This is a genomic window from Candidatus Pelagibacter sp. HIMB1517 (assembly GCF_052047895.1).
In the GTDB taxonomy this organism is placed as follows: Bacteria; Pseudomonadota; Alphaproteobacteria; order Pelagibacterales; family Pelagibacteraceae; genus HIMB114.
In genome coordinates this window covers 52,192-76,427 of the sequence record NZ_JBNAIW010000006.1, presented here as the reverse complement: position 1 = coordinate 76,427, position 24,236 = coordinate 52,192, and the positions used below count along the sequence as shown (strand labels likewise).

34 protein-coding genes are annotated in these 24,236 nt (G+C 31.5%); 16 read left to right on the top strand and 18 right to left on the bottom strand.

Features of this window, described 5'->3' with window-relative positions; all coding sequences use genetic code 11:
* Position 1: 1 nt before the first annotated feature.
* Genes ACTTAT_RS04105 through ACTTAT_RS04095 form a run of 3 tightly spaced genes read left to right on the top strand, consistent with a single transcriptional unit; the run spans position 2 to position 1,579 of the window.
* The gene (locus ACTTAT_RS04105; protein WP_440679809.1) at positions 2–610 is read left to right on the top strand and encodes a putative 2OG-Fe(II) oxygenase; all 609 of its coding nucleotides are present in this window, start codon (positions 2–4) and stop codon (positions 608–610) included.
* Positions 603–977 carry a DUF2237 family protein gene (locus ACTTAT_RS04100; protein ID WP_009359977.1) on the top strand — a complete coding sequence of 125 codons (375 nt, stop codon included), beginning with the start codon at positions 603–605 and terminating at the stop codon, positions 975–977. The genes ACTTAT_RS04105 and ACTTAT_RS04100 overlap by 8 nt, the downstream gene beginning before the upstream one ends.
* Positions 974–1,579, top strand: a complete 606-nt coding sequence (locus ACTTAT_RS04095) for an HAD family hydrolase (RefSeq protein WP_440679808.1) — start codon at positions 974–976, stop codon at positions 1,577–1,579. The genes ACTTAT_RS04100 and ACTTAT_RS04095 overlap by 4 nt, the downstream gene beginning before the upstream one ends.
* Here ACTTAT_RS04095 and ACTTAT_RS04090 read toward each other — a convergent pair.
* From ACTTAT_RS04090 to ACTTAT_RS04060, 7 genes are all read right to left on the bottom strand, one after another.
* Positions 1,569–2,138, bottom strand: coding sequence for a nucleotidyltransferase family protein (locus ACTTAT_RS04090; protein WP_440679807.1), 570 nt, complete (start codon positions 2,136–2,138; stop codon positions 1,569–1,571). The genes ACTTAT_RS04095 and ACTTAT_RS04090 overlap by 11 nt on opposite strands.
* Positions 2,135–2,815 (bottom strand): XdhC family protein, encoded by a 681-nt coding sequence (locus ACTTAT_RS04085; protein ID WP_440679806.1) that lies wholly within the window; start codon positions 2,813–2,815, stop codon positions 2,135–2,137. The genes ACTTAT_RS04090 and ACTTAT_RS04085 overlap by 4 nt, the downstream gene beginning before the upstream one ends.
* The gene (locus ACTTAT_RS04080) at positions 2,812–3,144 is read right to left on the bottom strand and encodes an XdhC family protein (protein WP_440679805.1); all 333 of its coding nucleotides are present in this window, start codon (positions 3,142–3,144) and stop codon (positions 2,812–2,814) included. The genes ACTTAT_RS04085 and ACTTAT_RS04080 overlap by 4 nt, the downstream gene beginning before the upstream one ends.
* 37 nt (positions 3,145–3,181) lie before the next feature.
* Positions 3,182–3,970, bottom strand: coding sequence for an FAD binding domain-containing protein (locus ACTTAT_RS04075; RefSeq protein ID WP_440679804.1), 789 nt, complete (start codon positions 3,968–3,970; stop codon positions 3,182–3,184).
* 9 nt (positions 3,971–3,979) lie between these two features.
* On the bottom strand, positions 3,980–6,346 hold the full coding sequence (locus tag ACTTAT_RS04070) for a xanthine dehydrogenase family protein molybdopterin-binding subunit (RefSeq protein WP_440679825.1): 2,367 nt from the start codon (positions 6,344–6,346) through the stop codon (positions 3,980–3,982).
* Between the two features lie 26 nt (positions 6,347–6,372).
* Positions 6,373–6,834: a (2Fe-2S)-binding protein gene (locus ACTTAT_RS04065; protein WP_440679803.1), complete on the bottom strand. Its 462-nt coding sequence runs from the start codon at positions 6,832–6,834 to the stop codon at positions 6,373–6,375.
* Between the two features lie 79 nt (positions 6,835–6,913).
* Complete coding sequence (locus tag ACTTAT_RS04060) at positions 6,914–7,471, bottom strand: SRPBCC family protein (protein WP_440679802.1); 558 nt, start codon at positions 7,469–7,471, stop codon at positions 6,914–6,916.
* 23 nt (positions 7,472–7,494) lie between these two features.
* Here ACTTAT_RS04060 and ACTTAT_RS04055 point away from each other — a divergent pair, with 23 nt between their 5' ends.
* Complete coding sequence (locus ACTTAT_RS04055) at positions 7,495–7,740, top strand: DUF1244 domain-containing protein (RefSeq protein ID WP_009359968.1); 246 nt, start codon at positions 7,495–7,497, stop codon at positions 7,738–7,740.
* A 188-nt stretch (positions 7,741–7,928) separates the two neighbouring features.
* The gene (gene rlmN / locus ACTTAT_RS04050; protein WP_440679801.1) at positions 7,929–8,993 is read left to right on the top strand and encodes a 23S rRNA (adenine(2503)-C(2))-methyltransferase RlmN; all 1,065 of its coding nucleotides are present in this window, start codon (positions 7,929–7,931) and stop codon (positions 8,991–8,993) included.
* A 5-nt stretch (positions 8,994–8,998) separates the two neighbouring features.
* Here rlmN and ACTTAT_RS04045 read toward each other — a convergent pair whose 3' ends face one another.
* From ACTTAT_RS04045 to ACTTAT_RS04025, 5 genes are all read right to left on the bottom strand, one after another.
* Positions 8,999–9,385 (bottom strand): hypothetical protein, encoded by a 387-nt coding sequence (locus ACTTAT_RS04045; protein ID WP_440679800.1) that lies wholly within the window; start codon positions 9,383–9,385, stop codon positions 8,999–9,001.
* Between the two features lie 15 nt (positions 9,386–9,400).
* Complete coding sequence (locus tag ACTTAT_RS04040; protein ID WP_440679799.1) at positions 9,401–9,769, bottom strand: Fur family transcriptional regulator; 369 nt, start codon at positions 9,767–9,769, stop codon at positions 9,401–9,403.
* A gap of 62 nt (positions 9,770–9,831) precedes the next feature.
* On the bottom strand, positions 9,832–10,359 hold the full coding sequence (gene moaB, locus ACTTAT_RS04035) for a molybdenum cofactor biosynthesis protein B (RefSeq protein ID WP_440679798.1): 528 nt from the start codon (positions 10,357–10,359) through the stop codon (positions 9,832–9,834).
* Positions 10,360–10,382: 23 nt separating this feature from the next.
* Entirely contained in the window at positions 10,383–11,084 is a 702-nt protein-coding gene (locus ACTTAT_RS04030; RefSeq protein WP_440679797.1) for a pirin family protein, read from the bottom strand.
* Complete coding sequence (locus tag ACTTAT_RS04025) at positions 11,081–11,656, bottom strand: FMN-dependent NADH-azoreductase (protein ID WP_440679796.1); 576 nt, start codon at positions 11,654–11,656, stop codon at positions 11,081–11,083. The genes ACTTAT_RS04030 and ACTTAT_RS04025 overlap by 4 nt, the downstream gene beginning before the upstream one ends.
* A gap of 72 nt (positions 11,657–11,728) precedes the next feature.
* Here ACTTAT_RS04025 and ACTTAT_RS04020 point away from each other — a divergent pair, with 72 nt between their 5' ends.
* The 4 genes from ACTTAT_RS04020 to ACTTAT_RS04005 all read left to right on the top strand — a co-directional run bounded on the left by ACTTAT_RS04020 (position 11,729) and on the right by ACTTAT_RS04005 (position 13,933).
* Complete coding sequence (locus tag ACTTAT_RS04020; protein WP_440679795.1) at positions 11,729–12,070, top strand: winged helix-turn-helix transcriptional regulator; 342 nt, start codon at positions 11,729–11,731, stop codon at positions 12,068–12,070.
* A gap of 5 nt (positions 12,071–12,075) precedes the next feature.
* Positions 12,076–12,969, top strand: a complete 894-nt coding sequence (locus ACTTAT_RS04015; protein ID WP_440679794.1) for a homocysteine S-methyltransferase family protein — start codon at positions 12,076–12,078, stop codon at positions 12,967–12,969.
* Positions 12,966–13,712 (top strand): sulfite exporter TauE/SafE family protein, encoded by a 747-nt coding sequence (locus ACTTAT_RS04010; protein ID WP_440679793.1) that lies wholly within the window; start codon positions 12,966–12,968, stop codon positions 13,710–13,712. The genes ACTTAT_RS04015 and ACTTAT_RS04010 overlap by 4 nt, the downstream gene beginning before the upstream one ends.
* A gap of 74 nt (positions 13,713–13,786) precedes the next feature.
* On the top strand, positions 13,787–13,933 hold the full coding sequence (locus tag ACTTAT_RS04005; RefSeq protein ID WP_440679792.1) for a hypothetical protein: 147 nt from the start codon (positions 13,787–13,789) through the stop codon (positions 13,931–13,933).
* On the opposite strand, the gene ACTTAT_RS04000 is transcribed toward ACTTAT_RS04005, so the two are convergent.
* The 3 genes from ACTTAT_RS04000 to ACTTAT_RS03990 are packed head-to-tail and all read right to left on the bottom strand — an operon-like array spanning position 13,930 to position 15,655.
* Positions 13,930–14,124 (bottom strand): heme exporter protein CcmD, encoded by a 195-nt coding sequence (locus tag ACTTAT_RS04000; RefSeq protein WP_440679791.1) that lies wholly within the window; start codon positions 14,122–14,124, stop codon positions 13,930–13,932. The genes ACTTAT_RS04005 and ACTTAT_RS04000 overlap by 4 nt on opposite strands.
* Positions 14,125–14,136: 12 nt before the next feature.
* Positions 14,137–14,475, bottom strand: coding sequence for a c-type cytochrome (locus tag ACTTAT_RS03995; protein WP_440679790.1), 339 nt, complete (start codon positions 14,473–14,475; stop codon positions 14,137–14,139).
* Positions 14,450–15,655 (bottom strand): molybdopterin-dependent oxidoreductase, encoded by a 1,206-nt coding sequence (locus ACTTAT_RS03990; RefSeq protein WP_440679789.1) that lies wholly within the window; start codon positions 15,653–15,655, stop codon positions 14,450–14,452. Before ACTTAT_RS03990 ends, ACTTAT_RS03995 begins: the two co-directional genes overlap by 26 nt.
* Positions 15,656–15,788: 133 nt before the next feature.
* On the opposite strand from ACTTAT_RS03990, the gene moaA reads away from it, so the two are divergent.
* From moaA to ACTTAT_RS03965, 5 genes are all read left to right on the top strand, one after another.
* Complete coding sequence (moaA, locus tag ACTTAT_RS03985; protein ID WP_440679788.1) at positions 15,789–16,781, top strand: GTP 3',8-cyclase MoaA; 993 nt, start codon at positions 15,789–15,791, stop codon at positions 16,779–16,781.
* 76 nt (positions 16,782–16,857) lie between these two features.
* Positions 16,858–17,325, top strand: coding sequence for a cyclic pyranopterin monophosphate synthase MoaC (gene moaC / locus ACTTAT_RS03980; RefSeq protein WP_440679824.1), 468 nt, complete (start codon positions 16,858–16,860; stop codon positions 17,323–17,325).
* Between the two features lie 2 nt (positions 17,326–17,327).
* Positions 17,328–18,497: a molybdopterin molybdotransferase MoeA gene (locus ACTTAT_RS03975; protein ID WP_440679787.1), complete on the top strand. Its 1,170-nt coding sequence runs from the start codon at positions 17,328–17,330 to the stop codon at positions 18,495–18,497.
* The gene (locus ACTTAT_RS03970) at positions 18,487–18,753 is read left to right on the top strand and encodes a MoaD/ThiS family protein (RefSeq protein ID WP_440679786.1); all 267 of its coding nucleotides are present in this window, start codon (positions 18,487–18,489) and stop codon (positions 18,751–18,753) included. Before ACTTAT_RS03975 ends, ACTTAT_RS03970 begins: the two co-directional genes overlap by 11 nt.
* Positions 18,753–19,196, top strand: coding sequence for a molybdopterin synthase catalytic subunit (locus ACTTAT_RS03965; RefSeq protein WP_440679785.1), 444 nt, complete (start codon positions 18,753–18,755; stop codon positions 19,194–19,196). The genes ACTTAT_RS03970 and ACTTAT_RS03965 overlap by 1 nt, the downstream gene beginning before the upstream one ends.
* Here ACTTAT_RS03965 and ACTTAT_RS03960 read toward each other — a convergent pair whose 3' ends face one another.
* From ACTTAT_RS03960 to ACTTAT_RS03950, 3 genes are read right to left on the bottom strand one after another with little or no spacing between them, the layout of a single operon-like run.
* Positions 19,197–20,702, bottom strand: coding sequence for a tripartite tricarboxylate transporter permease (locus tag ACTTAT_RS03960; protein ID WP_440679784.1), 1,506 nt, complete (start codon positions 20,700–20,702; stop codon positions 19,197–19,199).
* Positions 20,699–21,166 (bottom strand): tripartite tricarboxylate transporter TctB family protein, encoded by a 468-nt coding sequence (locus ACTTAT_RS03955; protein ID WP_440679782.1) that lies wholly within the window; start codon positions 21,164–21,166, stop codon positions 20,699–20,701. The genes ACTTAT_RS03960 and ACTTAT_RS03955 overlap by 4 nt, the downstream gene beginning before the upstream one ends.
* 44 nt (positions 21,167–21,210) lie before the next feature.
* A complete protein-coding gene (locus tag ACTTAT_RS03950; RefSeq protein WP_440679781.1) occupies positions 21,211–22,194 on the bottom strand; it encodes a tripartite tricarboxylate transporter substrate binding protein in 984 nt (327 codons plus the stop codon).
* A 71-nt stretch (positions 22,195–22,265) separates the two neighbouring features.
* Between ACTTAT_RS03950 and ACTTAT_RS03945 the strand changes: the two genes are divergently transcribed.
* Both ACTTAT_RS03945 and ACTTAT_RS03940 read left to right on the top strand, forming a co-directional pair.
* Entirely contained in the window at positions 22,266–23,447 is a 1,182-nt protein-coding gene (locus ACTTAT_RS03945) for a CaiB/BaiF CoA transferase family protein (RefSeq protein ID WP_440679780.1), read from the top strand.
* Positions 23,440–24,213, top strand: coding sequence for a citryl-CoA lyase (locus ACTTAT_RS03940; protein WP_440679779.1), 774 nt, complete (start codon positions 23,440–23,442; stop codon positions 24,211–24,213). Before ACTTAT_RS03945 ends, ACTTAT_RS03940 begins: the two co-directional genes overlap by 8 nt.
* Positions 24,214–24,236: the final 23 nt, after the last annotated feature.

Here is a 24,236-nt window from a genome sequence, read left to right as displayed (position 1 = left end):
AATGAAAGTTCTAAGCCCTTTTGGACCCAAGATAGGTAAATTTAAACTACCTATTTCTATAATTAAAAAAATAAATACTGAGGTTGATAGAATACTAGAAAATAAACAATTAGCAAAAAAACTTAATTATTCAAAAAAACTAGTTGGTGAGGTTAAACAAGAATTTCAGTTGCCGAAAACTTTCATAAAGAAAAACCTATCAAAACTTATTGCCAAAGAAGTAAAAGTTTTTTTAAAAAAATCCATCAATAAAAACGCAAAAAAAATAACAATTAAAAATCTATGGGTGGTAAGACAGTTTCAAAATGAATATAACCCTATTCATTATCATGATGGACATTTATCTGCGGTAGGATATCTGAAGATTCCAAAAAATTTTAATAAAAGTAAAAAAAACATCAAAACCAATGGAACAATTGATTTCATTAATGGCTCTAAGAATTTTTTAAGCGATAGTATTTATAATCATGTTCCGAAAGTTGGAGATATGATATTATTTCCAAATTACTTAATGCATACAGCCTATCCATTTCATACAAATGGTGAAAGGCGATCCTTTTCACTGAATATTGAATTAGAAGAAAAAATTGCAAACGTCTTTCATGACTAAAAATCAACTCAATGTTCTTGGTGAGAAATTAGAAAATTGCTCATTAGATCCATTAACAGGCTGGTACAGAGATGGATGTTGCAATACAGATGAAAACGATATTGGTACTCATACCGTATGTGCAAAAGTAAACGATGATTTTTTAAAATTTTGTAAAGATAACGGTAACGATTTGATTACACCTAGACCAGAATATAATTTCGTAGGATTAAAAAATGGTGATAGCTGGTGTGTTTGTGCAACATGGTTTAAGAGAGCAGTAGATGCTGGTCATCCATGTAAGATTTTTATTAAAAGTACCAATAAAAAAACTTTAGAAATTATAAATTTAGAAACTCTTAAAAAATTCGCTATCGATTTATCGTGAATACAATTGAAAAAGTAATTTTTGATCTTGGGAAAGTTATAGTTAAATTTGATCCAAGAAATCTATATAATAAAATTTTTGATACCCCAGAAGATACGGATTTTTTTTTTAAAAATATATGTCCTTGGGAATGGCATATTCAACAAGATTTAGTTTATGATACAAAACCCGCAACCTTAAAAAAAATTGAAGAACATCCAGATTATAAATATGCGATAGAGTCATTTTATGGTCGCTTTCAAGAGATGATAGTTGGTATTTATGAGGAAAATCTTAAGATTGCATTTGACTTAAAACGAAAAGGGATTCCGATTTTTATTTTAAGTAATTTCCCTGGTGATCAGTTTGATATTTATGCATCTAAAAATAAATTTGTTAATGAGTTTGACGACATGATTATATCTGGAAAAGTTGGTCTAAAAAAACCAGATGCAAAAATTTATGAACTAGCCATTAAAAAATTTATTTGTGATCCTAAAAAAACACTTTTTATTGATGATAGACCAGAAAATACTGAATCAGCAAAAAAAATAGGGTTTCAAATAATAACTTTAGATAAACCAAATAAGCTAAAAGAATATTTAAAAGAATTTACTTTTTAAAATCAGATTTTTTATCAAAATCAATTAATATTGAACTTGATGAAATATTAACTTTATTAAAATTATTCATCAGAAGGATTTTTTTTGCTCCCTGATCACCTTTGATATTTTTGATTTTAGACTTAAAGCTGATTGGAAAGCATACTGGATTTCCATTTCTATTTTTATAACAAGGAACACAAGGAATTTTTTTATTTTTATTAAAATAATTAATAATTTTATTATAGGTGGAAGGTTTTATTTTTGGCATATCAGATAAGCATACCATAAAGCCATGGCTGCTTTTATTTATTTTTTTCAAACCAATTAAGATGGAAGATGCCATTCCTCTTTTATAATTTTTATTAAAAATGACTTTAATTTTTCTGTTCTGAGGAATTTCTTCTAGTATCTTTTGTTTATCTTTACCAAGTACAACAACAATATCTTTGACTTTGCTTTTTAATAAAGCTTTTAAAGAATATGACAGTAAAGGTTTTTTTTTGTATTTAACAAGAAGTTTATTATCTTTTCCATAACGTGATGATGTACCGGCCGCTAGTAAAATTGCAGATATCACTGCTTGTAAATCTCAGTCATCAGTTGAAAAATAATTGATAAAGCTATCTCTGGTGCAGATCTTCCTCCAAATTTAATTCCAATTGGCCCAAAAATTTTTTTTATCTCTTCTTTTTCAAAACCATTTTCAATCAAACGATTACATCTATTCTCATGAGTTTTCTTACTTCCTAGCGCACCAATATAAAAACATTTTTTATTTAAAGCCTCTTGTATTGCGGGATCATCAATTTTTGGGTCATGGGTTAAAGCAATCAAAGCCGAGTTTTTATCTAATGTACAATGTTTAAAAGCCTCGTCTGGCCACAAATTAATTATATTTGCTGATGGAAATCTTTTTTCGGAAGCAAAATAACCACGTGGATCAATAATATATATATCTAGATTAAGTGATTTTGCATACTCAACGAAAAATTGGGATATATGAACGGCTCCAACTATTACGACCTTGATCGGTCGGTGATAATTTTTTACAAATAAGTTTGTTCCTTTTATTAAGCCATCTTTTCTAGATTTGTAAAGTTCAACAATTTTTTTTTCATTTTCCTTTAGATCTTCTTGTATTTTTTCGTTTAAAGAAAAAATATAACTTTTAGCATTGCTAATATCAGTAATAACTGAAAATTCTTTTTTAGAATTTTTTAAATTAATTATTTCTTGAAGTAAGTCTAAATTCATTTTTTTAATTTTTCTAAAAAAATTGCTATCTCGCCTCCACACGCAAGACCAACATTCCAGGCGCTTTCATTTGAAACTTTGAAATCAATTTTTTTAAAATCATTTTTATCATTTAATAAATCTAGACATTGTCTTACAACCTCACCTTCTACACATCCGCCTGATACTGAGCCTGAAAAATCACCAGAGTCATTTACAATCATCAAACTACCTACTGGCCTTGGTGAAGAACCCCATGTTTGAATGACTGTTGCAAGAATAACTTTTTTATTTTGCTCTATCCATTGCTGAGCTTCATCCAGAATTTTTTCGTCAAAGGTATTATTCACAAATAGTACCTTATCAGATTATAATAAATTATTTAAATTATTTGCAATTAGCGACTGCTTTTTGAGCAGCTGATAAAACTAAACTTGCTCTATATTCAGCTGATGCATGAATATCTGAGTTCATTTCGCTATAATCTAAATTTAGGTTATTTAAAGAATCTGAAGAAAAATTATTACCTAATTCCTTTTCAATTTCCTTGCATCGATAAACAACCGCTTGAGCGCCAGTCACTGCACAAATTACATCTTTTTTGTGTTTAGCAACATAAACTCCAACCATTGCATATCTTGAAGCTGGATTTGGAATTTTAACATAGCTTGAACTTTCTGGTATTTTAAACTCTACAGCTGTAACTAACTCGTCTTTTTTTAGTGCCGTTTCAAACATACCTTTAAAAAATTTTGATGCCTCTATTTTTCTATCAGATGTATGAATTGTAGCATCTAATGCTATACAAGCGGACGGGTAACACGCGCTTGGATCATTATTAGCAATCGATCCACCCAATGTTCCTTTATTGCGAACTTGAGCATCACCTATCATTCCAGCTAAATGAGAAAGAGACGGAATAGCTTTTTTTATATCTTTTGACGCTGCTACTTCAGCATGTGTTGTTGCGGCACCTATCGTAACAGAATTGCTACTAACTTTGATACCTTGAAGATCTTTTATGTTTTTGACATTAATTACATCGTCAAAACTAGATAACCTTAATTTCATTGAAGGAATTAAAGTCTGGCCTCCAGATAAAAAAGTAGATTTTTTTGATGCAGCTTTGACTGCATCTTTTACGTTCTTTGCTTCGTGAAAATTAAACTGTTTCATTTACCCCCCTTATGCCGCTTTTTTTTGAGCTGATTTTTTATCTTTAATTGCTCTCCAAACTTTTTCAGCAGTTGCAGGCATTGTAACTTCTGTTCCAATTGCATCTACTACTGCGTTCATTACAGCTGGAGGAGAAGCGATTGCACCTGCCTCTCCACAACCTTTAACACCTAATGGGTTTGAAGTTGCTGGCGTGCATGTGTAATCAATTCTAAACTCTGGAAAATTATCTGCTCTAGGCATACAATAATCCATGTATGATGCAGTTACTAACTGACCAGTTTCATCATAATATGCATTTTCATATAAAGCTTGACCAATTCCTTGGGCCAAACCACCATGAATTTGACCTTCAACAATCATAGGATTGATTAAGTTTCCAAAGTCATCAACACAGGTATAAGTATCAACCTTTGTTTCTCCAGTTGTTGGATCAATTTCTACTTCACAAATATGTGAACCTGCTGGGAAAGAGAAGTTTACTGGATCGTAAAATGCTGTCTCTTTTAAACCTGGCTCCATACCTTCCGGTAAAGGTGATTTTATTTCACCATATGTTCCTGGTAAATAACAAGCAAAGGCAATTTCACCCATTGTTTTTTTCTTATTAGTATTAGGTACAATGAATTCTCCATCTTTAAATTCAATGTCCTCAGGTTTAGCTTCTAGCATATTTGCAGCTACTGCTTTTCCTTTTTCTACAATTTTATCACAGGCTTTTGAGATTGCAGAACCACCCACAGCAAGTGATCTTGAACCATAAGTACCCATACCAAATGGACCTTTATCCGTATCTCCATGTACGATTTCAATATTCTCAACTGCCACACCCAACTTGTCGGAAACTATTTGGGCAAAAGTTGTATCATGACCTTGGCCATGACTATGTGTTCCTGTAAATACTGAAATATTTCCAGTTGGATTAAATCTAATTTCGGCAGACTCCCATAAACCAACACCAGCACCTAATGACATGACTGCTGCTGATGGGGCAATACCGCATGCTTCAATATAAGTTGAAAAACCAATACCTCTTAGCTTACCTTTTGCTGCAGATTCTGCTTTCCTTTTTTCAAACCCAGCATAATCAGCTAGATTTAATGCTTTATCGAAGTGTGCATCATAATCTCCTGAGTCAATGTTATGAACTAAACATTGTTGATGAGGAAACTGTTTAATAAAGTTTTTCTTTCTAAACTCCGCTCTATCCATACCCATTTCTTTAGCGGCTTTATCCATTATTCTTTCAATTAAATAAGTAGCTTCTGGTCTTCCTGCACCCCTATAAGCATCAACCGGAGCAGTATTTGTGTACACTGCTTTTACGTTACAGTAAGCAGCGGGTATATTGTAAAGTCCTAATACTAATGGACCATATAAATATGTCGGTGTTACAGTTGCAAATAAAGATGCATAACCACCTAAGTTTGCAATTGTATCAACTTTTAAACCAGTAACAGTTCCATCACTTTTAACTGCAACAGCTGCCTTTGTGATATGGTCTCTTCCGTGACAGTCTGAAAGGAATGACTCTGTTCTTTCACAAACCCATTTTACTGGACGCTGTATTCTTTTTGCTGCCCAAGCAATAACAACATCTTCAGAATAAGGATAAATTTTTGATCCAAAACCTCCGCCAACATCTGGAGCAACAATTCTAAATTTATGCTCTGGATGAAGTGCATTAAATGCTGACATTACTAGTCTTGATAAGTGAGGGTTTTGACTTGTAGTATATAAAGTGAGTTCGTCTGAAGATGAATTGTAATCACCAATAGATGCTCGAGGTTCCATAGCATTTGGAACTAATCTATTGTTAACTATATCCATCTCAACAACTTTATCTGCACTTGAAAATGCTTCATCGACTTTGGCTTTATCGCCAAGTTCCCAATCAAAACACAAATTTTTATCAATACCTTCGTGTATCGCTTCGGCATTCATGGCATCGCCTGTATTTGCAACTGCCTTTAATACTTTATAATCAACATTTACCAAATCAGCAGCATCTTTTGCTTCTTGTAAACTTTCAGCGATTACTAATGCAACATGATCACCAACATAGTTAACTGTATCTGTAGCTAATGCAGGGTGAGCGGGACATTTCATATCTGTTCCGTCTTTACTGACAATCTTCCAACCTGCGATCAAGCCTCCAATTTTATCATCTGCTAAATCTTTACCTGTTAAAACATCGATAACTCCAGATGCTTTTTTTGCTTTCGCTGTATCAATTCCTTTAATTTTTGCTCTTGCGTGAGGTGATCGAATGAAAACTGCATATGATTGGTTATGCAATGTTATATCCGCAGTATATCTTCCTTTTCCTGTTAAAAACTTTTTGTCTTCTTTTCTTTCAACTTTTGAACCAATCATGCTTGCCATTTTTATTTCTCCTTTTTTTAAACTTTTCCAATTGCACCTTTAACTGATGCAACAATGTTTTGGTAACCTGTACATCTACAAATGTTACCTTCTAAACCTTTTCTAATTTCTTCTTCAGATGGATTTTTGTGAGTTTTTAATAAATCAATAGAACTCATAACCATTCCTGGAGTACAATATCCACACTGTAAACCATGATGCTTTTTAAAAGACTCTTGGACAGGGTGTAATTTTCCATCCTTTTCCAATCCTTCTATAGTTGTCACCTCTGAACCATTAGCGTCAACAGCAAACATTGCACAGCTTTTTACTGATTTACCATTAACATGAACTACGCACGCTCCGCATTGACTGGTATCGCAACCAACATGTGTGCCTGTTAAATTTAGATTATCTCTAATAAATGAAACTAATAATGTGTTATCAGCTACGTCTTTTTCTATCTTTTTACCGTTAACAGTTAATGTTACTTTTGCCATTAATCCCCCCTGTTGAGAGTATCTTCTCAAAAAAAGAAGTGAAAAACAATAGGAGAAATAAATTTCAATTATGAGTTGATTACAAAAAGACTAGTAAAATTGCGCCTACTATTACTAATGCTGATACAGCATAAATTATTTTTTTATTAATTCCTTTATTATCACTTTTAGCTTCAAGTGATTGTTCAGAAATCTCTTTTGCGGGAGAAATGGTTTCAGAGAATTTTCCAAAAAAAATATCAGCCATTTTTTTTGCAGTCATATCAATTAATCTACCGCCAACTTGTGCAATTTTTCCACCTACGTTTGCTTCAACATCATAAGTTAAAACAGTAAACCCTGCGTCTTCTGACAAAGTAACTTTTGCTTCACCAGATGCAAAACCTACTGGAGAATTTCCTTGTCCTACTAATTTATAACTATTTGGTGGATCGAGATCTTGAAGCTCAACATCACCTGTAAAACTTGCATTAAAAGGACCGATTTTATTAGTGGCCGTTGCAGTAAAACTTGTGTCTGAATTTTTTTTAAATTCTTCACACCCAGGTATACACTTTTCCAATATCTTAGGGTCATTTAGTGCATTCCAAACAGTTTGTTTATCGGTTGGAATTTTGTAAGAACCTGTTAATTTCATTAAAACTTCTTATAATTATTTTTATGGATGAAGCTACAAAAAAAGAAATTCAATCACAGGCATTTGAAAGACTTGTTAATCATTTAAGAGAGAGAAAAGATGTCCAAAACATTGATCTCATGAATTTGGCTGGTTTTTGCAGAAACTGTTTATCAAAATGGTTCAGGGAAGAGGCTGAAAAAAAAGGTGTTGAAATTTCTGATCCAGATTCTAGAGAAATGATTTACGGAATGCCATACTCTGAATGGAAAGATAAATTTCAAAAGTGAATATAGGCTTAACTGATATTTTACTTTTTTTTATTTTAGTAACATTACTTAGTTATTATTTTATACCTTGGAAGAATTTCGAAAAAGCAGGAACTGCGGTTTTGCTAAGGTTTTGGTGTATCATATTAGTAATTACAGGCTTTATCTTGATATTAATTAATTTTCTTTTTAGTAAATTTATAATTTAAATGATCGAATTTGCTGATCTTAATTATAGAGAAGTTAAAAATATTTTTTCCAACAATTTAAATTTAGATAAAAAAAAATCTTCTATGAGAGCCAATCAAGTTTGGAAATTTTATTACAAAAAAGGATACTCTGATCCTAATCTATTTTCAAATTTAACTCAGAGTTTACGTGATGAATTATTTAAAATAATAAACTTTTCCAGACCTAAAATTAAAAATAAACAAGTATCAAAAGATGGAACTATTAAATGGTTATTGGAGTTAAATGATAAAAATTTAGTTGAAACAGTCTATATACCATCTGAAACTCATGCCACTCTTTGTATTTCTTCACAAGTAGGGTGTACTTTAAATTGTAAATTCTGTCATACAGGTATTCAACCACTTGTAAAAAACTTATCATCAAATGAAATTATTAGTCAAATCTTGATTGCAAAAGATGAATTGAATGATTGGAAAGAACAAAAAAAAATTAACAATATTGTTTATATGGGCATGGGTGAACCATTTTATAATTTTGAAAACATAAAAAAGTCAGTTGAAATTTTAAAAGATGAGAATGGTCTTAACTTTTCAAATAAAAAAATAACTGTATCAACTTCTGGAATATCTCCAAATATAAAAAGAGCAGCTGATGAAATGGGAACTTATTTAGCTTTATCTTTGCATGCATCAAATGATGAAGTTAGGAATACAATTATGCCAATTAATAAAAAATATAATATTCAAGATATTATTAATAATTGTAACGAATATACAAAAAAAAATGGAGAAAAAATATTTATCGAATATGTGCTACTAAAAGACATCAATGATAGTGAAAAATGTGCAAAAGAACTCTCAAAAATTATGTCGAGATTTCCAAGCAAACTTAATCTTATTCAATTCAATCCTTGGCCTGGTGTAAAATATTTACCTTCAACCGAAGAACAAACAGCTAAATTTATAGAAATCATAAAGAATAATGGTCATATTGTTACTTTAAGAAAATCAAGGGGCAAAGATATTCTGGGAGCTTGCGGCCAACTAAAGACCGCAAGCGAACGTGAAAAAAGAGTGTTGTGATAAAGTTATAAATGTTTTTTCTTTAAATCTTTTTTAATATCATCATGATCACCAACAACTATGTGATACTTACTTTTCGTTACATATTTTTCCATAAATGGAATAATCGTTAAAGGAATTAATCCACCTAAAACAATACCAAAAGCTGCTGATTTCAAATGTGGATCAAGTGTTGCTGCAATAAAATCTGCAATTACATGTGCCAGTATAACTCCAACTAAACCAGCGATGTATCCATTAGATATAATTTTAAGAAACCTATTTATACTCCAGCCAGTGTAATATCCAATGACCGGTATAATAGTATGCACTAATCCAAAAATCATACCTCTTAAAATATCTATTTCCTCAAATATATGTAGCCATTCCGGTAATTCGTGAGCGTGCTCCATAATTTTACCCCCTTTCTATTTTGTACATGTCGTACATAATGTTGAAACTTCCAATTCAAAATTTTCAAATTTAAACTTTTTTAATGAATATTTTTTAAAGAAATTTATGAATAAATCAGACTTTAGTTCATCAGTATCACCACATTTTTTGCATATTGCAATAATTGGATTGTGACTATGACTATGATCATGCTTACAATAAATAAAAGTTTTATTAATGTTTGATTTATGAATAATTCCTTCATCTATTAAGACATTTAAGGCTCTATATACAGTCATCGGCTGAACGTTCTTAATTTTCTGAAATTTTCTTAAAATTTCATAAGCCGTTAAATTTGAAGAGCTTTTTTTAATGATTTTTAGAACTATATCTTTGTTATTCATAATGTTATGTTATAACATAACATACTAATTGTCAAATCTTTGAAGAGAAATTAAAAACAATTCTACTTTTCGTTAAGTCTGGGAATTAACTCAATAAAATTGCATGGGGCAAATCTAGAGTCTAATTGAAATTTTAATATATCTTCCCATGCATCAGTTACTGCACCTGATGAACCTGGTAACGCAAAAACATAAGTGCCTTTTGCTAGCACTGCCATTGCTCTTGATTGTATTGTTGAAGCACCAATTTTTTTATAACTAATTAATCTAAATAATTCTCCAAATCCTGGGATATCTTTATCCTTAATTTCTTCTAAAGCCTCAGGAGTAGTATCTCTACCCGTTAACCCCGTTCCACCAGTAGTTAAAATGACATCTACATTTTTATCATTACACCACTCTAAAAGAATTTTTTTAATATCATCTTTGTCATCTTTAACGATTTGCTTGTGAGATAACCCATGACCCTTTTCTTTAATTTTCTTTGCTAAAATTTGACCGGATTTATCAGTAGCCTCAGTTCTAGTATCTGAAATAGTTAAAACTGAAATATTTATAGGCTTAAACTCTTTAGTACTATCAATTGGCATGAGGTATTTATACTATTAAAAAATTATCTTGGAAGATCAATAAATAAAATTTCACTATCTTCTAAAGATGTTATTTCAACATCTTTTAACTCGGTAATTTCTGCGCCATCACCTTTTTTAATTTCGGTATCATTAATTTTAATTTTTCCTTGTGAACATAGTACATAAGCTTGATCTCTATCGATAGTTTGTTTCACGCTTTTACCTTTGTTTACTCTTCCTGCATAAATTACAGCATCTTGGTGAATTTTTAACGAGTCTGAATGATTGTTATCAAAACCAGTAACTAAAGGTTTTAGTTGCCCTTCAACTGGTTCTTTTGGAAATTTTTTTGCATCCCATCTTGGTTTTGCATTTTTTTTATTTGGAAACATCCAAATTTGATAAAGATTTGTATCCTCATCTTCTAAATTATATTCTGAATGAACAACTCCAGTTCCAGCGGACATAACCTGAACATCACCAGCGCCAGTTTTGCCTTCATTACCCATATCATCTTTGTGGGTAATCGCTCCTTTTCTAACATAAGTAATTATTTCCATATTGTCATGTGGATGAGGATCAAAACCAGTTTTAGGACCCACAATATCATCATTAATAACTCTCATTGGACCAAATCTTACTCTTTTTGGATCCTGGTAACTTGCAAAACTAAAATGATGTTTAGCTTTTAACCATCCGTGGTCTGCTCCACCTAGATCTTCATATTTAATTACATTAATCATAAATTGTTAATTTTCTCCTGTGCTTTTTTTAAATTATCATCATTTATATTTAATTGAGATGAGTCAATAATTTCTATGTCAGAAATACCTAAAAAATTTAATGCTTGCTTAAACCATGGTGTACAAAAATCTACCGGACTACCGACTGGAACTCCACCCGAAGTAACAACCAAGTAAACTTTTTTACCTCCACCTATCAAGCCAACTGGGCCAGTAGGCTCATATTTGAAAGTTCTTCCCGCCCTTGCAACTAAATCAAACCAAGCTTTGGCAGCTGCCGGGGGTCCAAAATTATAAATTGGTGTTGAAATTACAATTGTGTCTGCGGCTAATAATTCATCGACTAGCTCGTCTGAAAATTTAAATAACTCTTTATCTTGTTCAGTTCTTTCTTCTTCAGGAATTATAAAGCCTGCTCCTTTAATTCCAGCAACAAATGGGATATTTCCTGAAATATCTCTATACGTAACTTCATCACTGTCTTTTTTAATTTTATTAACCAAATCAGCTGCGAGTTTTCTTGAAATTGACTCTGCTTTTCTTGCACTTGAATCTAAATGTAAAATTTTCATAGCTCCTAACTAATCATTTTGAATAAATTGACAAGTACTAATAAAAAACATACTAGTATGCGAAAACATACCATGAGTAATTGTCCAGTTGAAAATGCATTAAAACTAATTGGTGGTAAATGGAAAATACCGATTATTCATCACCTAAGTAAAAAAAAATTAAGATTTGGTCAAATCAAAAAGGTTTTAAATCAGATTACTCAACAAATGCTCTCCAAGCAATTGAAAGAAATGGAAGTAGATGGATTGATTATTAGGAAAGTATATTCCGTCGTTCCTCCAAAAGTTGAATATTCTTTAACAGATTTTGGTAAATCAGTTTTACCGATTCTTGACTCTCTCTATTCATGGTCTGTTAAAAAAAATAAAGTTATTTCTAAAATTGTTTCAAAGAACCATTCGGATGCAGCATAATCTAAATGATTAACGAAGACTTATTCTCTAGATTTAAAATTTTAGATGGCGGCATGGGGCAGGAACTTCTAGCTAGAGGTGTAAAGCCTATATCAAACTTATGGTCTGCAACTGCGTTAATGGAAACTAAATATCATCAGATTTTGAAAGATTGCCATATTGATTTCATCAACGCAGGAGCTGAAATGATATTAACAAATACTTTTGGGTCTAGAAGAAGACGACTTGAAGACAATCAAATTGAACACCGTTTTGAAGAGTTAAACCTTACAGCGTTAAAACTTGCGAGAGAGTCTGTGAAAGTTTCTGGAAAAAAAGTGTTAATTGCTGGCAGTTTGCCTCCACAAAACTTTACTTATCTTCCAGAACTTGGTGACATTAATAAAATGAAAAAAAATTTTTTTGATCAAGCTAAAATTTTAAATGAAGGCGTGGATTTATTTTACCTTGACGTTTTGAGTAGCTCGGCAGAAATCGAAATTGGTATCCAGTCAATACAAATTTTCAATAAACCTTTTATAGTTGGTATTCATTTCAAAAAAAATGGCCTATTACCTTCAGGCGAAAAAATTAAAGATGTTATAAATAAAATAAAATCTTATAACCCCTTGGCAATAACTGGCTCTTGTGTAGCTTATGAAGATGTTATTGAAGCTAAAAATAGTTTCGTAGAATCTGGTGTACCATTTGGATTTAAAGTGAATGCATTCAAAGAAATACCAAAAGGATGGAAGCCTGACTCTTCAAATCCAAATTTGGCACTTGGGAAAAATGAAGATTTAACTGTTTTTAAATTTCAAGAAATTTCAAAAGAATTCATTGATATGGGCGCAAAACTTGTTGGTGGATGTTGCGAAATTACGCCTTCGCATATATCCAAACTTCAAGATCTAAGATGATAATTTTAACAATATTATTTTTAATCACAGCCAGCATTTACTCAAGTGTCGGGTTTGGAGGTGGATCAACTTACTTGGCATTATTATTGCTGTGGGGAGTGCCGTTTACTGTTTTTCCAGTTATCGCTCTATGTTGTAACATCATTGTGGTTTTAGGAAACTGCATTAACTACACAAGAGCTGGTAACTTAAATCTTAAATTGATTGTTCCTTATTTGATCGGATCTGTTCCACTGGCCTACCTAGGTGGATCGCTAGCTATTGAAAAAGATATTTTTGAAATCTTACTTTTTATTGTTCTATCAATTGCTGGTTTGTTATTATTAGTTAATTTTAAATCATATGATGATGACAAAAAATATATAGAAATACCTTTTATTATTTCATTACTAATAGGTGGCACACTTGGCTTTATTTCTGGCGTAGTTGGAATTGGAGGTGGGATATTCTTAAGTCCAATTTTATTTTTAATACGAGCTGCTAAACCAAAAGATATTATAACTACAGCATCTGTATTTATATTAATTAACTCTATTGCTGGAGTTTTTGGACAACTGACAAAAAATGAAACTCTAAATTATGTTCTAGAATATTGGCCACTCTTAATTGCGGTTTTAGTTGGAGGTCAAATAGGAAATTTTATAAATATAAAAATTTTACCAACTCGCATTTTAGCATTGATAACATCTGCTGTAGTATTGTTCGTGGCAATCAGAATGTTTTATAAAATATTTATCAATTAAAAGTTGCACTCAAATTGGGCAAATTAATTTAAAATTTATTTTAATTTTTTAATCTGAATTGTTAGTTTTAATTAATGAAATCAAGACCATCAGTGAAATTAACTCGTGAAGAAATAGAGTTTTTTAAAAATAAAGAAATTTTTAGCACTCTTGAAAAGAAGAGTATAAAAGTCGTTTATAACAAAAATAATATATCCAATAAAAAACTAAAAAAAGCTTAAGCTGATTGTTTTTGATCTAGAACAATCTCTTTAGATTTTTCTTCAACTAAACCTAGGTCTTTTGCTGTTTTTTCAGCTTTGACTAGCTGTTTTACTGAATGTTTGTATAAAAAGAATGTTAATCCTAGTGCGAAAAAATAAGCTGGCCAAACAAATGCTGCGTAACCACCCATATTTAAAATTTCCATCATTACTTTATATATCTACTTTCCTGCTACTTTTGCAACATAATTTGAAACAATATCAATCTCCTCAGGTGTGAGTATTCCATCTTTTCCAAAGGCTGGCATTACCCCTAAACCATTTGTCACCATGTCTTTAACATATGCGACGTTTTGTGAGTCTTTTGAATAATCTAAATTAGGTCCAATGTTACCTTGAGATCCTGCATGTTTTAAAACATGACAAGCTGCACATCCTGCTTTCTCATTAAAGATTTGCATACCTTGTTTCATAACATCACCCCATGAATGGGATGATGTTATTGAAACGATGAATAAGGTTGCAAATGTAATATTACGAAACTGTAATATCCAAGCCATGGTCTAACCACCCGTTATGAGCATAGCCTCTTCTGTTTTCCATTCTCACTTTTGGTTGAGATTTTCCACCAGCAGAAGCTTTACTTACGATTTTGTAGCTACCTGGTTTAAGTTTTGTCTCAAGAACAAATCTTCTCCAAGCATATTTACCCATATCAGGACCGGTAAATTTTGCTTTCTTCCAAGATTTTCCTCCATCAACTGAAACTTTAACTGCAGAAGCTTTTCTTGTTCCACCAAAAGCAACACCAGAAATTACAACATTTCCAGATTTTGCACTTTTCATTGGTGATGTAATCCAAGACTTAACAGGCATTTCCCAACAAGAAGGATATTGCGATCCTTTTTTTCCAATTGGAGAAATTCTGTAACTTGATTTCATATATTTCACATCAGACTCTTTAGCAGTAAAAGCTAATTTTCCGATATTTTTAACGTTGTTAATACCAAAGTAACCTGGAGTGATCATTCTCAATGGACCACCATGAGAATTAGGTATATCAACACCATTCACTTCCCAAGCTACGAATGAGTCTTTATGTGCTTTTATTGGCACTGACCTTTCAACTAGAGCTTTTTTAGGATCAAGTTGTTTTGGCATATCATCTCCAGCAGATGTCATAAATTTAGCTCCACTTACAACACCACCACAATCTTTAACGATTGCTGATACTGGACAACCAGTCCAAACTAAACAAGCAGCAGCACCAGTTTCCCATTGAGATCCTCTAGGCTTATGCTTAAAGAAACCTCTTCCATTTCCAGAACATTGAAGAATAGTAGCCTTTGTTACTTGAGCTAATTGTTTAAGTTGTGCAAGTGTATAAGTTTTAGGATTTCTAACTCCTTCAACTCTTAGTTTCCAATTATTTCTATTACCAATTTGAGCATCGCTCATTGTTGGCATGTTATTTCGAATATAAACGTGTCTTAAAGGTGTGATTACACTATTTCCAATTGCATCACGGTGCGTTTCCATTCCTTTATCTGAGTGAATGATTAATGCACTTCTTTTTTTCCAGCTTGTCCAAGATGGCAAGCCTCTAGCGCCAGCCTCTTTATGGTTGGCATTAGCAATAGAAATTGGCATTACTGAAGCTGCGGCAGCTGCTCCTGCAACTGTAGCTGAGCCAGCAAGGAAATTTCTTCTGCTTGAATTTATTTTAGTTTTTTTTGTCATTATTTTTCCCCCTTACTCTATTAGAATTTTATTATAAATTTGGTCCTGTAATCAACCAAAAAATTTTTACTCAACTGATAATTGTAGATAAAAAAGGCTTTAAATTATTATCTAAAAACAGTACTTTAAACCCATGGGGGAAAAACTTAGAGATACATTTGGGCGCACATTTCCTTACATTAGATTGTCCATCACAGATGTATGTAATTTTAAGTGCGGTTATTGTTTGCCAAACGGTTATTTCAAACCAAATAATCACCCTGGCTTTTTAAATATTTCAGAAATTGAAAACTTAGTAAACGGATTATCAGATCTGGGTGTATCAAAAATTAGGGTTACTGGTGGAGAGCCAACAGTAAGAAAAGATTTTTTTGATGTAATGAAATTAATTAAATCAAAAAGTGGAATAAAGAAATTAGTTGTTACCACTAATGGTTATAAGCTTAATCAATTAACAGATAAATTTCTTGATACTGGCGTAGACGGTATAAATATTAGTATTGATACTTTGAATAGATCTAAATTTAAAGAGATTACAGGTCATGACCGGTTACCAGAAATCTTAGAGGGTATAAAAATTTTACAAGATAAAGGATTTAAAAACATCAAAGTAAACGCTGTATTATTAAGAGACATAAATGATAATCAAGAGGAATTTGATGCATGGTCAGAATTTATAAATCAAAATGATATTAGTTTTAGATATATTGAACTTATGCAAACTGGTGACAACTTAGATTATTTTAAAAAGTATCATCAAAGCGCGAAAGTCTTTAGAGAATATATTGAGACCAAAGGTTGGAAAAATGTTGATCGAGCATTAGATGATGGACCTGCTTTAAATTATAAAAATGAAAATTTGAAAGGACAATTTGGTGTTATTGCGCCTTATTCAAAAGATTTTTGTAAAACTTGTAATAGACTTAGAATTACCGCCAAAGGTGAGTTAAGACTTTGCTTATTTGGAAATACTGGTACCGATTTAAGAAAATATTTACAAGATCCTAAACAAAAAGATGAGTTGGTTGATCTGATTTTAACTCAATTAAGATTTAAAAAAGAATCTCATTACCTTGAACTAGGAAATACAGGTATCACTCCTCACCTTGCGTCAGTAGGAGGATAATTTGAAACTTAAAATTGTAACAAAAGAAGATCTTAAAGATTGGACTAAAGAACTCTTTCAGGAAAAATCTTTCAATATGATTGATGTGTCTGACAAGGAAATCACTTTGAGAAGAGCTTTAGCAACAGGGTCAATTATAGTTGGAAAAGAAGTTTTCAATTTAATTAAAAACCGTGAGATGCCAAAAGGCGATCCAATAACGCTTGCAGAAGTTGCTGCTGTGCTCGGTGTAAAAAGAACAAGTGATCTTATTCCGCTTTGTCACCCATTGCAGATAGATCATACTTCAACAAAAATTGTCTTAGATGAAAACAATTTTGCTTTGGATGTTTACTGTCTTGTGTCTGCAAATGCAAAAACTGGTGTTGAGATGGAAGCTATTATGGGTGTGAATGCTGCTTTAATAACAATTTATGATTTAAGTAAAATAGTTAATCCAGATTTACTGATACAGCAAACTCGACTTTTAGTTAAACAAGGTGGGAAGAGTGGATTATGGATTAATCCAAACGGTGTTCCTGAATTTTTGTCTCACCTTAAATAGTCATGACTTCATATAAAGAAGCTCTTCAGAAAGTTCTCAAAACTTCAAAAAAAAATAAGGTAAAAAAATATACTAAAGACCTAAACAATGAGGTTTTAGCTGAAAACATCAAAGCAAAGAGAAATAACCCATTTTATAATAATAGTTTATTGGATGGATTTGCGTTTAAATCTTCAGACACACTTAAAAATAGTTTTTTTAAAATTAATGGAGAACTTGCAGTTGGAGAAAAAAAAACAATTCAATACGTTAAAAATACCTGTTACCGCATAAGTACAGGTGGAAAAATTATAGCTCCTTTTGATTGTATGCTGCCTTACGAACAAGTTGAGGTTATTGATGGATTGGTTCAAATTCCTTCAAAAATAAGGAAATATCATAATGTAAGATTAGAAGGATCAGACTTTAAAAAGGGCAAAGTATTAATAAAAAAAAATGAAAAATTATCTCCAGCAAAAAAATTATTAATTAAATCCTCAGGAAATCACATCACATCAACTTACGAAACACCAAACGTTGTATTATTTAGCTCTGGTGATGAAATTTCAGATCGCGTTGAAAACAATGAAAAAGTTATAAACTCTATACCTGAATATTTTAAAAGCTTTTCATCAAAATTTAACTTTAAATTTACTTACCTTGGAATTGTAAAAGATAACCATAAGGCAATTGATAATGTTTTTTCAAAAATTAAGAATTTAAAAAATACAATTATCATTTCAACAGGTGGGGTATCTGCTGGTCATAAAGATTATTTTCCTAAATTTTTAAAACAACAAAAATACAAAATTCAATTTCATAGAATTGGAATGCAGCCAGGTAGACCTACCCTATTCGCGGTTAAGGATAGTAAATATTATTTTGGCTTACCTGGAAATCCTATATCAACAATTGTAGGATTTCATTTCTTGGTCGTCCCTTTAATACTTTCTATGCAAAACCAAAAGGTTAGTTTTAAAACTTCAAAATTATTACATAATTATAAAAAAAATCCTCAATTAACCGAATTGCGAAGAGCATTTGTTAATCAAAAAGGAGTAAAAATTATTCCTGATCAAGAGTCTTACAAACTTAATAGTTTGGTCAAAGCAAACTGCTGGTTATTACTTGATCAAAAAAATAAATTAATTAAAAAAGGCGATCTGGTAAAATTAATTGATTATGAAAATTAAAGTGGAATTGTTTGGTGTTTGTAGAGAGCTTTCTGATAAAGATCATATTGATCTTGAGTTAGATGAAAATTCTAAAATTAAAGATGTTAGAGATCAAATGATCGAAATTGTTAAAACTAAATTTCCAGAAAATAATAATTACTTAGAGATGGTTAAGAAATCTGCATTTAGCTCAAAAGATGAAATTGTTGAAGATGCTTATAAATTACGAAATAATGATGCTGTATCAATTATACCGCCAATAGGAGGTGGGTAATGTTTCATTGTGATGTAGTAGATATAAAAAATATTTCTTTAGATAAAGCTCAAAAATTTATTGAGTCGCACAAATGTGGTGCATCTTTATTTTTTATTGGGACAGTAAGAGATCATAATAATGAAAAAGAAGTCACAGGAATTACATACGACTCTCATGATACAATGGTGAAAAAAAGCTTTGAAGAGATATATAATGAAGCAATTAAAAAATTAGATTTACAACATCCGGTAGCATTTATTGAACATGCTAAAGGCTATGTACCACTTGGTGGTATTTCAATTATTATTGCCGTTGCGTGTAAACACAGAAAACAAGTCTACGATTTTTCGAGATTCATTATTGAAGAAATTAAAAAAAGAACGCCCATCTGGAAAAAAGAACATTACAAAGGTGAGGATGCTGAGTGGTTAGATGGGCAAAAGCTTGAGGTTAAAAAATAGTTAGCTTTTCTTCAACTTTTTAAAGTAATTATAAATTTGCATACCCACAATTGCTAACGTGATACATAAAATCACTACTGTAATTGGTCTGCTCCATAAAAAATCAAATGAACCATCACTAATTAGAAGAGATCTTCGAAGATTAGTCTCCATCATTCCACCAAGTACAAATGCTAAAATTAATGGTGGCATTGGAAAATCATAAAGTCTTAAAATCATAGCTACAGCTGCAATAAAAATCATTAAGAAAATATCAAAAGTGTTAAATGAAATCAGGTACACTCCAATGACTGAGAAAAATATAATCATTGGCACTAAAACATTTCTAGGAACTGCAAGTAATCTTGCAATGTAAGGTATTAATGGCAAATTTAATATCAAAAGCACTATATTTCCGATGTACATTGATATTATTACCGACCAAAAAATATCTGGATTTGTATTATAAAGATTGGGTCCTGGCTGAATTCCAAACGCGAGTAACGCTCCAAGCATAATAGCTGTTGTTCCACTTCCTGGTATTCCAAGAGTTAAAAGTGGCACAAAAGAACCTGAACATGCAGCATTATTTGCGCTCTCAGGTGCAGCTAAACCTCTTACGCTACCTTTACCAAACTTTTCTTTATCGGCATCTTTTGCCAAGTTTCTTTCCATTCCGTAAGCTAAAAAAGATGCAATTGTTGCTCCCGCTCCTGGAAGTACACCAATTAAAAAACCAATCACTGAATTTTTTGGCCAAGTTTTAATCATTTCTTTTCTCTCTTCTTGTTCAAGTTTCATAGAGCCAAGTTCTTGAAGAGAAATTTGATCTGCTTTGCTCGCTTTGTCTTCTTTTTTAAAAATCATTATTAAAGCTTCGCACATTGCAAAAGTTGCCATAGCGACGAGAATAAAACTAATTCCATCCGATAATCTTATATTATTAAATGTGAATCGAGTAAGATCTGATAAAGAATCTTGGCCAATGGTTGCTAGCATCAAACCAACTAGGGTCATTGCAATTGCTTTTAAAAATTGACCTTTTGAAGAAAAAGCTGCAACAGCAGTTAATCCTAAAATCATTAAAGCAAAATAATCTGGAGATCTAAAAGATAAACTAATTACCGATAAGGACGGCGCTGCTATTAATAAAAATACAGCAGAAACAGTTCCGCCAGCAAAAGAACTGTAAGCAGCGATTGCTAGTGCTTTACCTGCTTTTCCTTGTTTTGCCATTGGGTAACCATCAAATGATGTAGCAACGGTACTAGCAACTCCAGGAGCATTAATCAAAATCGATGAGGTTGAGCCTCCAAATACTGCTCCATAATAAACTCCTGCCATTAAAATTAACCCCGCAGCTGGATCTAAACCATACGTAATTGGTATCATCAGAGCAATTGCTGTCATTGGACCAAGGCCTGGAAGCATTCCAATTATTGTTCCAGCAGAACATCCAACAAATACCATAATTAAATTCTTAAAATTTAACGCAGTACTAATTCCCGATAAAATTCCATCAATCATGAAATTAATCCAATCATTTTAAGGAAAGGATCTCTTAAATAAATATCTAAACCCTTAATTAAGATTAGCATAAAAATAGCTACAAATGGGAACGAGAAAAAAAACAAAACTTTTTTTCTCCTTTCGCCTAAAGCATAAAAAGCAAATAAAAGAAAAAAACTAGTTGAAAGAAAAAAACCTACTGTTTGAATAAAAAAAGCATAAACTAACATCAAGATTAATAAAATTGCAGTATTCTTAAAGTCTAAAGCTTTATAATTAACATTTGGTTTTGAAGCTTCAGGTAAAACTATAAATAGAGCAGAAATACCTATTCCGACCATCCCAATAAATTTGGGGAAAGTTGCTGCATTAAATGGCGCATTTAAATCAAATGCATGAATTGGAATATTATATGATCCATACAAGTAAAGACTTGAAATTACAAAAAATATTAAAAAAATTATTTTGTTTTCACTAATCATAAAAAAAGGCGGCCCTATATCGGGCCGCCATTATTATTTAAAAATTATAAAACTCCTAATTTTTTCATTAGGCTTGTCATAACTTTTGTTTGATCAGCTAAGAAACTGTCGAACTTAGAACCTGGATTGTAAATATTCACCCAAGCATTTCTTTTTCTTACAGCTTCCCACTCTGGAGTTTTTTGAACATCGCCAAGTAATTTAGCAACAGCATTTTTATCCTTGCTGCTCATACCTGGAGGTCCAAAGAAACCTCTCCAGTTAACAAAAGTTACATCGTAACCTTGTTCCTTTAATGTAGGAACATTTGGAGCATCTTTTAATCTATTTGGAGCAGTGATACCTAAGATTCTTACTTGATCTTGAGCACCAACAACTTCACCTAGACCTGTAGACATTAAACTTACCTCTCCTGATAGAAGACCAGCCATTGCTTTTCCTCCAGCATCATAAGGAATGTAAGTTACTTTTGCAGGATCAGCACCAGCGGCTTGGAAAGCAGCAGCACCAATTAAATGGTCCATACCACCTCTTACAGATCCACCAGACATTTTTACTGATTTTGGATCTTTTTTGTAAGCTGCAACTACATCTTTAAAGTTTTTAAATTTAGAATTTTTTGCAACAACGATTGCACCGTAGTCACCAATAATTCCAGCAATAGGAGTTACATCTTTGTAAGATAGCACTCCTCCACCAGATTTTTTAAAACCTTTGTGATTAGTAATTGATCTAATCACAATTGGTGTTGAATTCACCATGATTGTACCTTTTGGTTTTTGAGAAATCATGAATGAGATCGCTTTTCCACCACCACCACCTGACATATTTTCAAATGATGCAGATTTTAGCATACCTGATTTAGTTAAAGCCTCTCCAGTTCCTCTAGCAGTTCCATCCCAACCACCACCAGCTCCACCAGGAATGATGAAGTGCAATTTATCAATTGCAAAAGATGATGAAGGAGCTGAAAGAGCTATTGCAAATACTGAAAGAGTTGCAAATAGTCGCTTAAAAGTTTTAAGCATTTATCCCCCTTGTTTAAACGTTTAATATTAATAAGTTATACAATATAAGAAATGTATTCAATATTTATCAGATGAAAAAATACAGAGTATTAGACCTTACAAATGTATTAGCTGGACCTTACTGTTGCCACCTTTTGGCACACTTAGGTTGTGAGGTAATTAAAGTTGAAAACCCCTCCGGTGGAGACTTGGCAAGACAACTAGGTGCATCAATTAACTTTAACAAAAAAAAGATGGGTATTTCTTTTTTGGCTCAAAATGCTGGTAAAAAATCAATTGCAATAAATATCAAATCAAAAATAGGAAAGGATATATTTTTTAAATTAGTAAAAAAATCTGATGTCATTGTAGAAAATTTTAAACCAGGAACTATTAAAAAACTTGGTATAGGCTTTAGCAAATTAAAAAAAATAAATAAAAAAATTATCCTTGCTTCAATTTCTGGTTTTGGACAAAATGGTTCTTTATCTAAACTTCCTGCCTATGATCAAATTATTCAAGGTTATTCAGGTGTAATGAGTATAACTGGTAAAGGTAAAAATATTTTTAGAGTTGGTTATCCAGTTGCTGACACAATTGGCGGACTTAATGCTGCTTTAGCTATTACATCATTATTAAATAATAAAAACAGAAAAGCTTCTCATATTGATATTTCAATGTTGGACTCGGTTATTTCTTCTATGGGCTGGGTTGTATCTAACTATCTTAATGCGAATGTAATACCAAAACCACTTGGAAATGAAAATTTTACAGCATCCCCATCAGGAACATTTAAAACAAAGAATGGTATGATAAATATTGCTGCTAACCGACAATCTCATTTTGAAGGAGTATGTATTGCTTTAAATTTAAAAAACTTAATTAAAAATAAAAAGTTTTGCGATAGACAAAATAGGTTAAAAAACAGAAAACTTTTAAAACAAATCATTGAAAAAAAACTACTAAAACAAAAAACAAATGATTGGGTAAAAAAATTTCAAAAATTTAATGTACCTTGTGGACCTATTCTTTCAATTCCAGAAATCTTAAAACACAATCAAATTAAAAGTAGAAAAATTATTACCTCATATAAAATAAAAGGTTTCCCAAAGTTAAAATTACTCAAAACCTCAATGAGAATTAATAATAAAATTAATCGTGTAAAATCACCACCTCCTAAACTTGGTCAAAATACAAATTCAATTATGAGAACGTTAGGATATACTAGTAGGCAAATAACTACCTTTAAAAAAGAAAAAATAATAAATGAATAAAATTGAAAAAGAAATTTTAGACTGGTGGTCAACATCTATTATCAAAATGTCACCAAATAAGATTTCCTATAGAGGTAATAAAATTGAAAGTTTGATAAAACAAAACTTTAGTTTATCACAAATGATTTTCTTATTAACTCTAGGGAAAAAAGTATCTAAAGATAAAGCCAAGTTATTAGATCTTACATTAATGGCATCTGTGGATCATGGACCACAATCTCCAGCGATTGCAGTATCTAGAATGGCTATGACTTGTGGTATTGGAATTAATAATGCTATGGCTTCTGCTGCAAACGTTTTGGGTGATGTTCATGGGGGTGCAGGTCAACAATCGCTAGAAATGTATAATGAATTACTTAATAGCAAGCAATCTATTAAAGTTTTTTTAAATCAAAAAATAAAAAATAAAAAAAATATACCTGGTTTTGGGCACAGATTTCATAAAATAGACCCTCGGGTAAAACCACTAAAAAATGCGCTAAAAAAATTAATTAAAAAAAAACAGATTAAAGGAAAAATATTAAAAATTGCAGAACAGGTGGAATTACAATTAAAAAAAATTAAAAATAAGTCTATTCCAATGAATATTGATGGAATATCTGCAGTAGTTTATGGCGAACTTGGTTTTCCACCAATTTTGGCAAGAGCACTTTTTGTAATTTCAAGATCTATTGGGATTATGGCTCATGCTTATGAACAATCTCTTGAAAATGAAAAAAACAAAGGTCCAATTCCAAAAAGATATACTTGGACTTATAAAAAATAAATAATATCTAACATTTTCTTTTA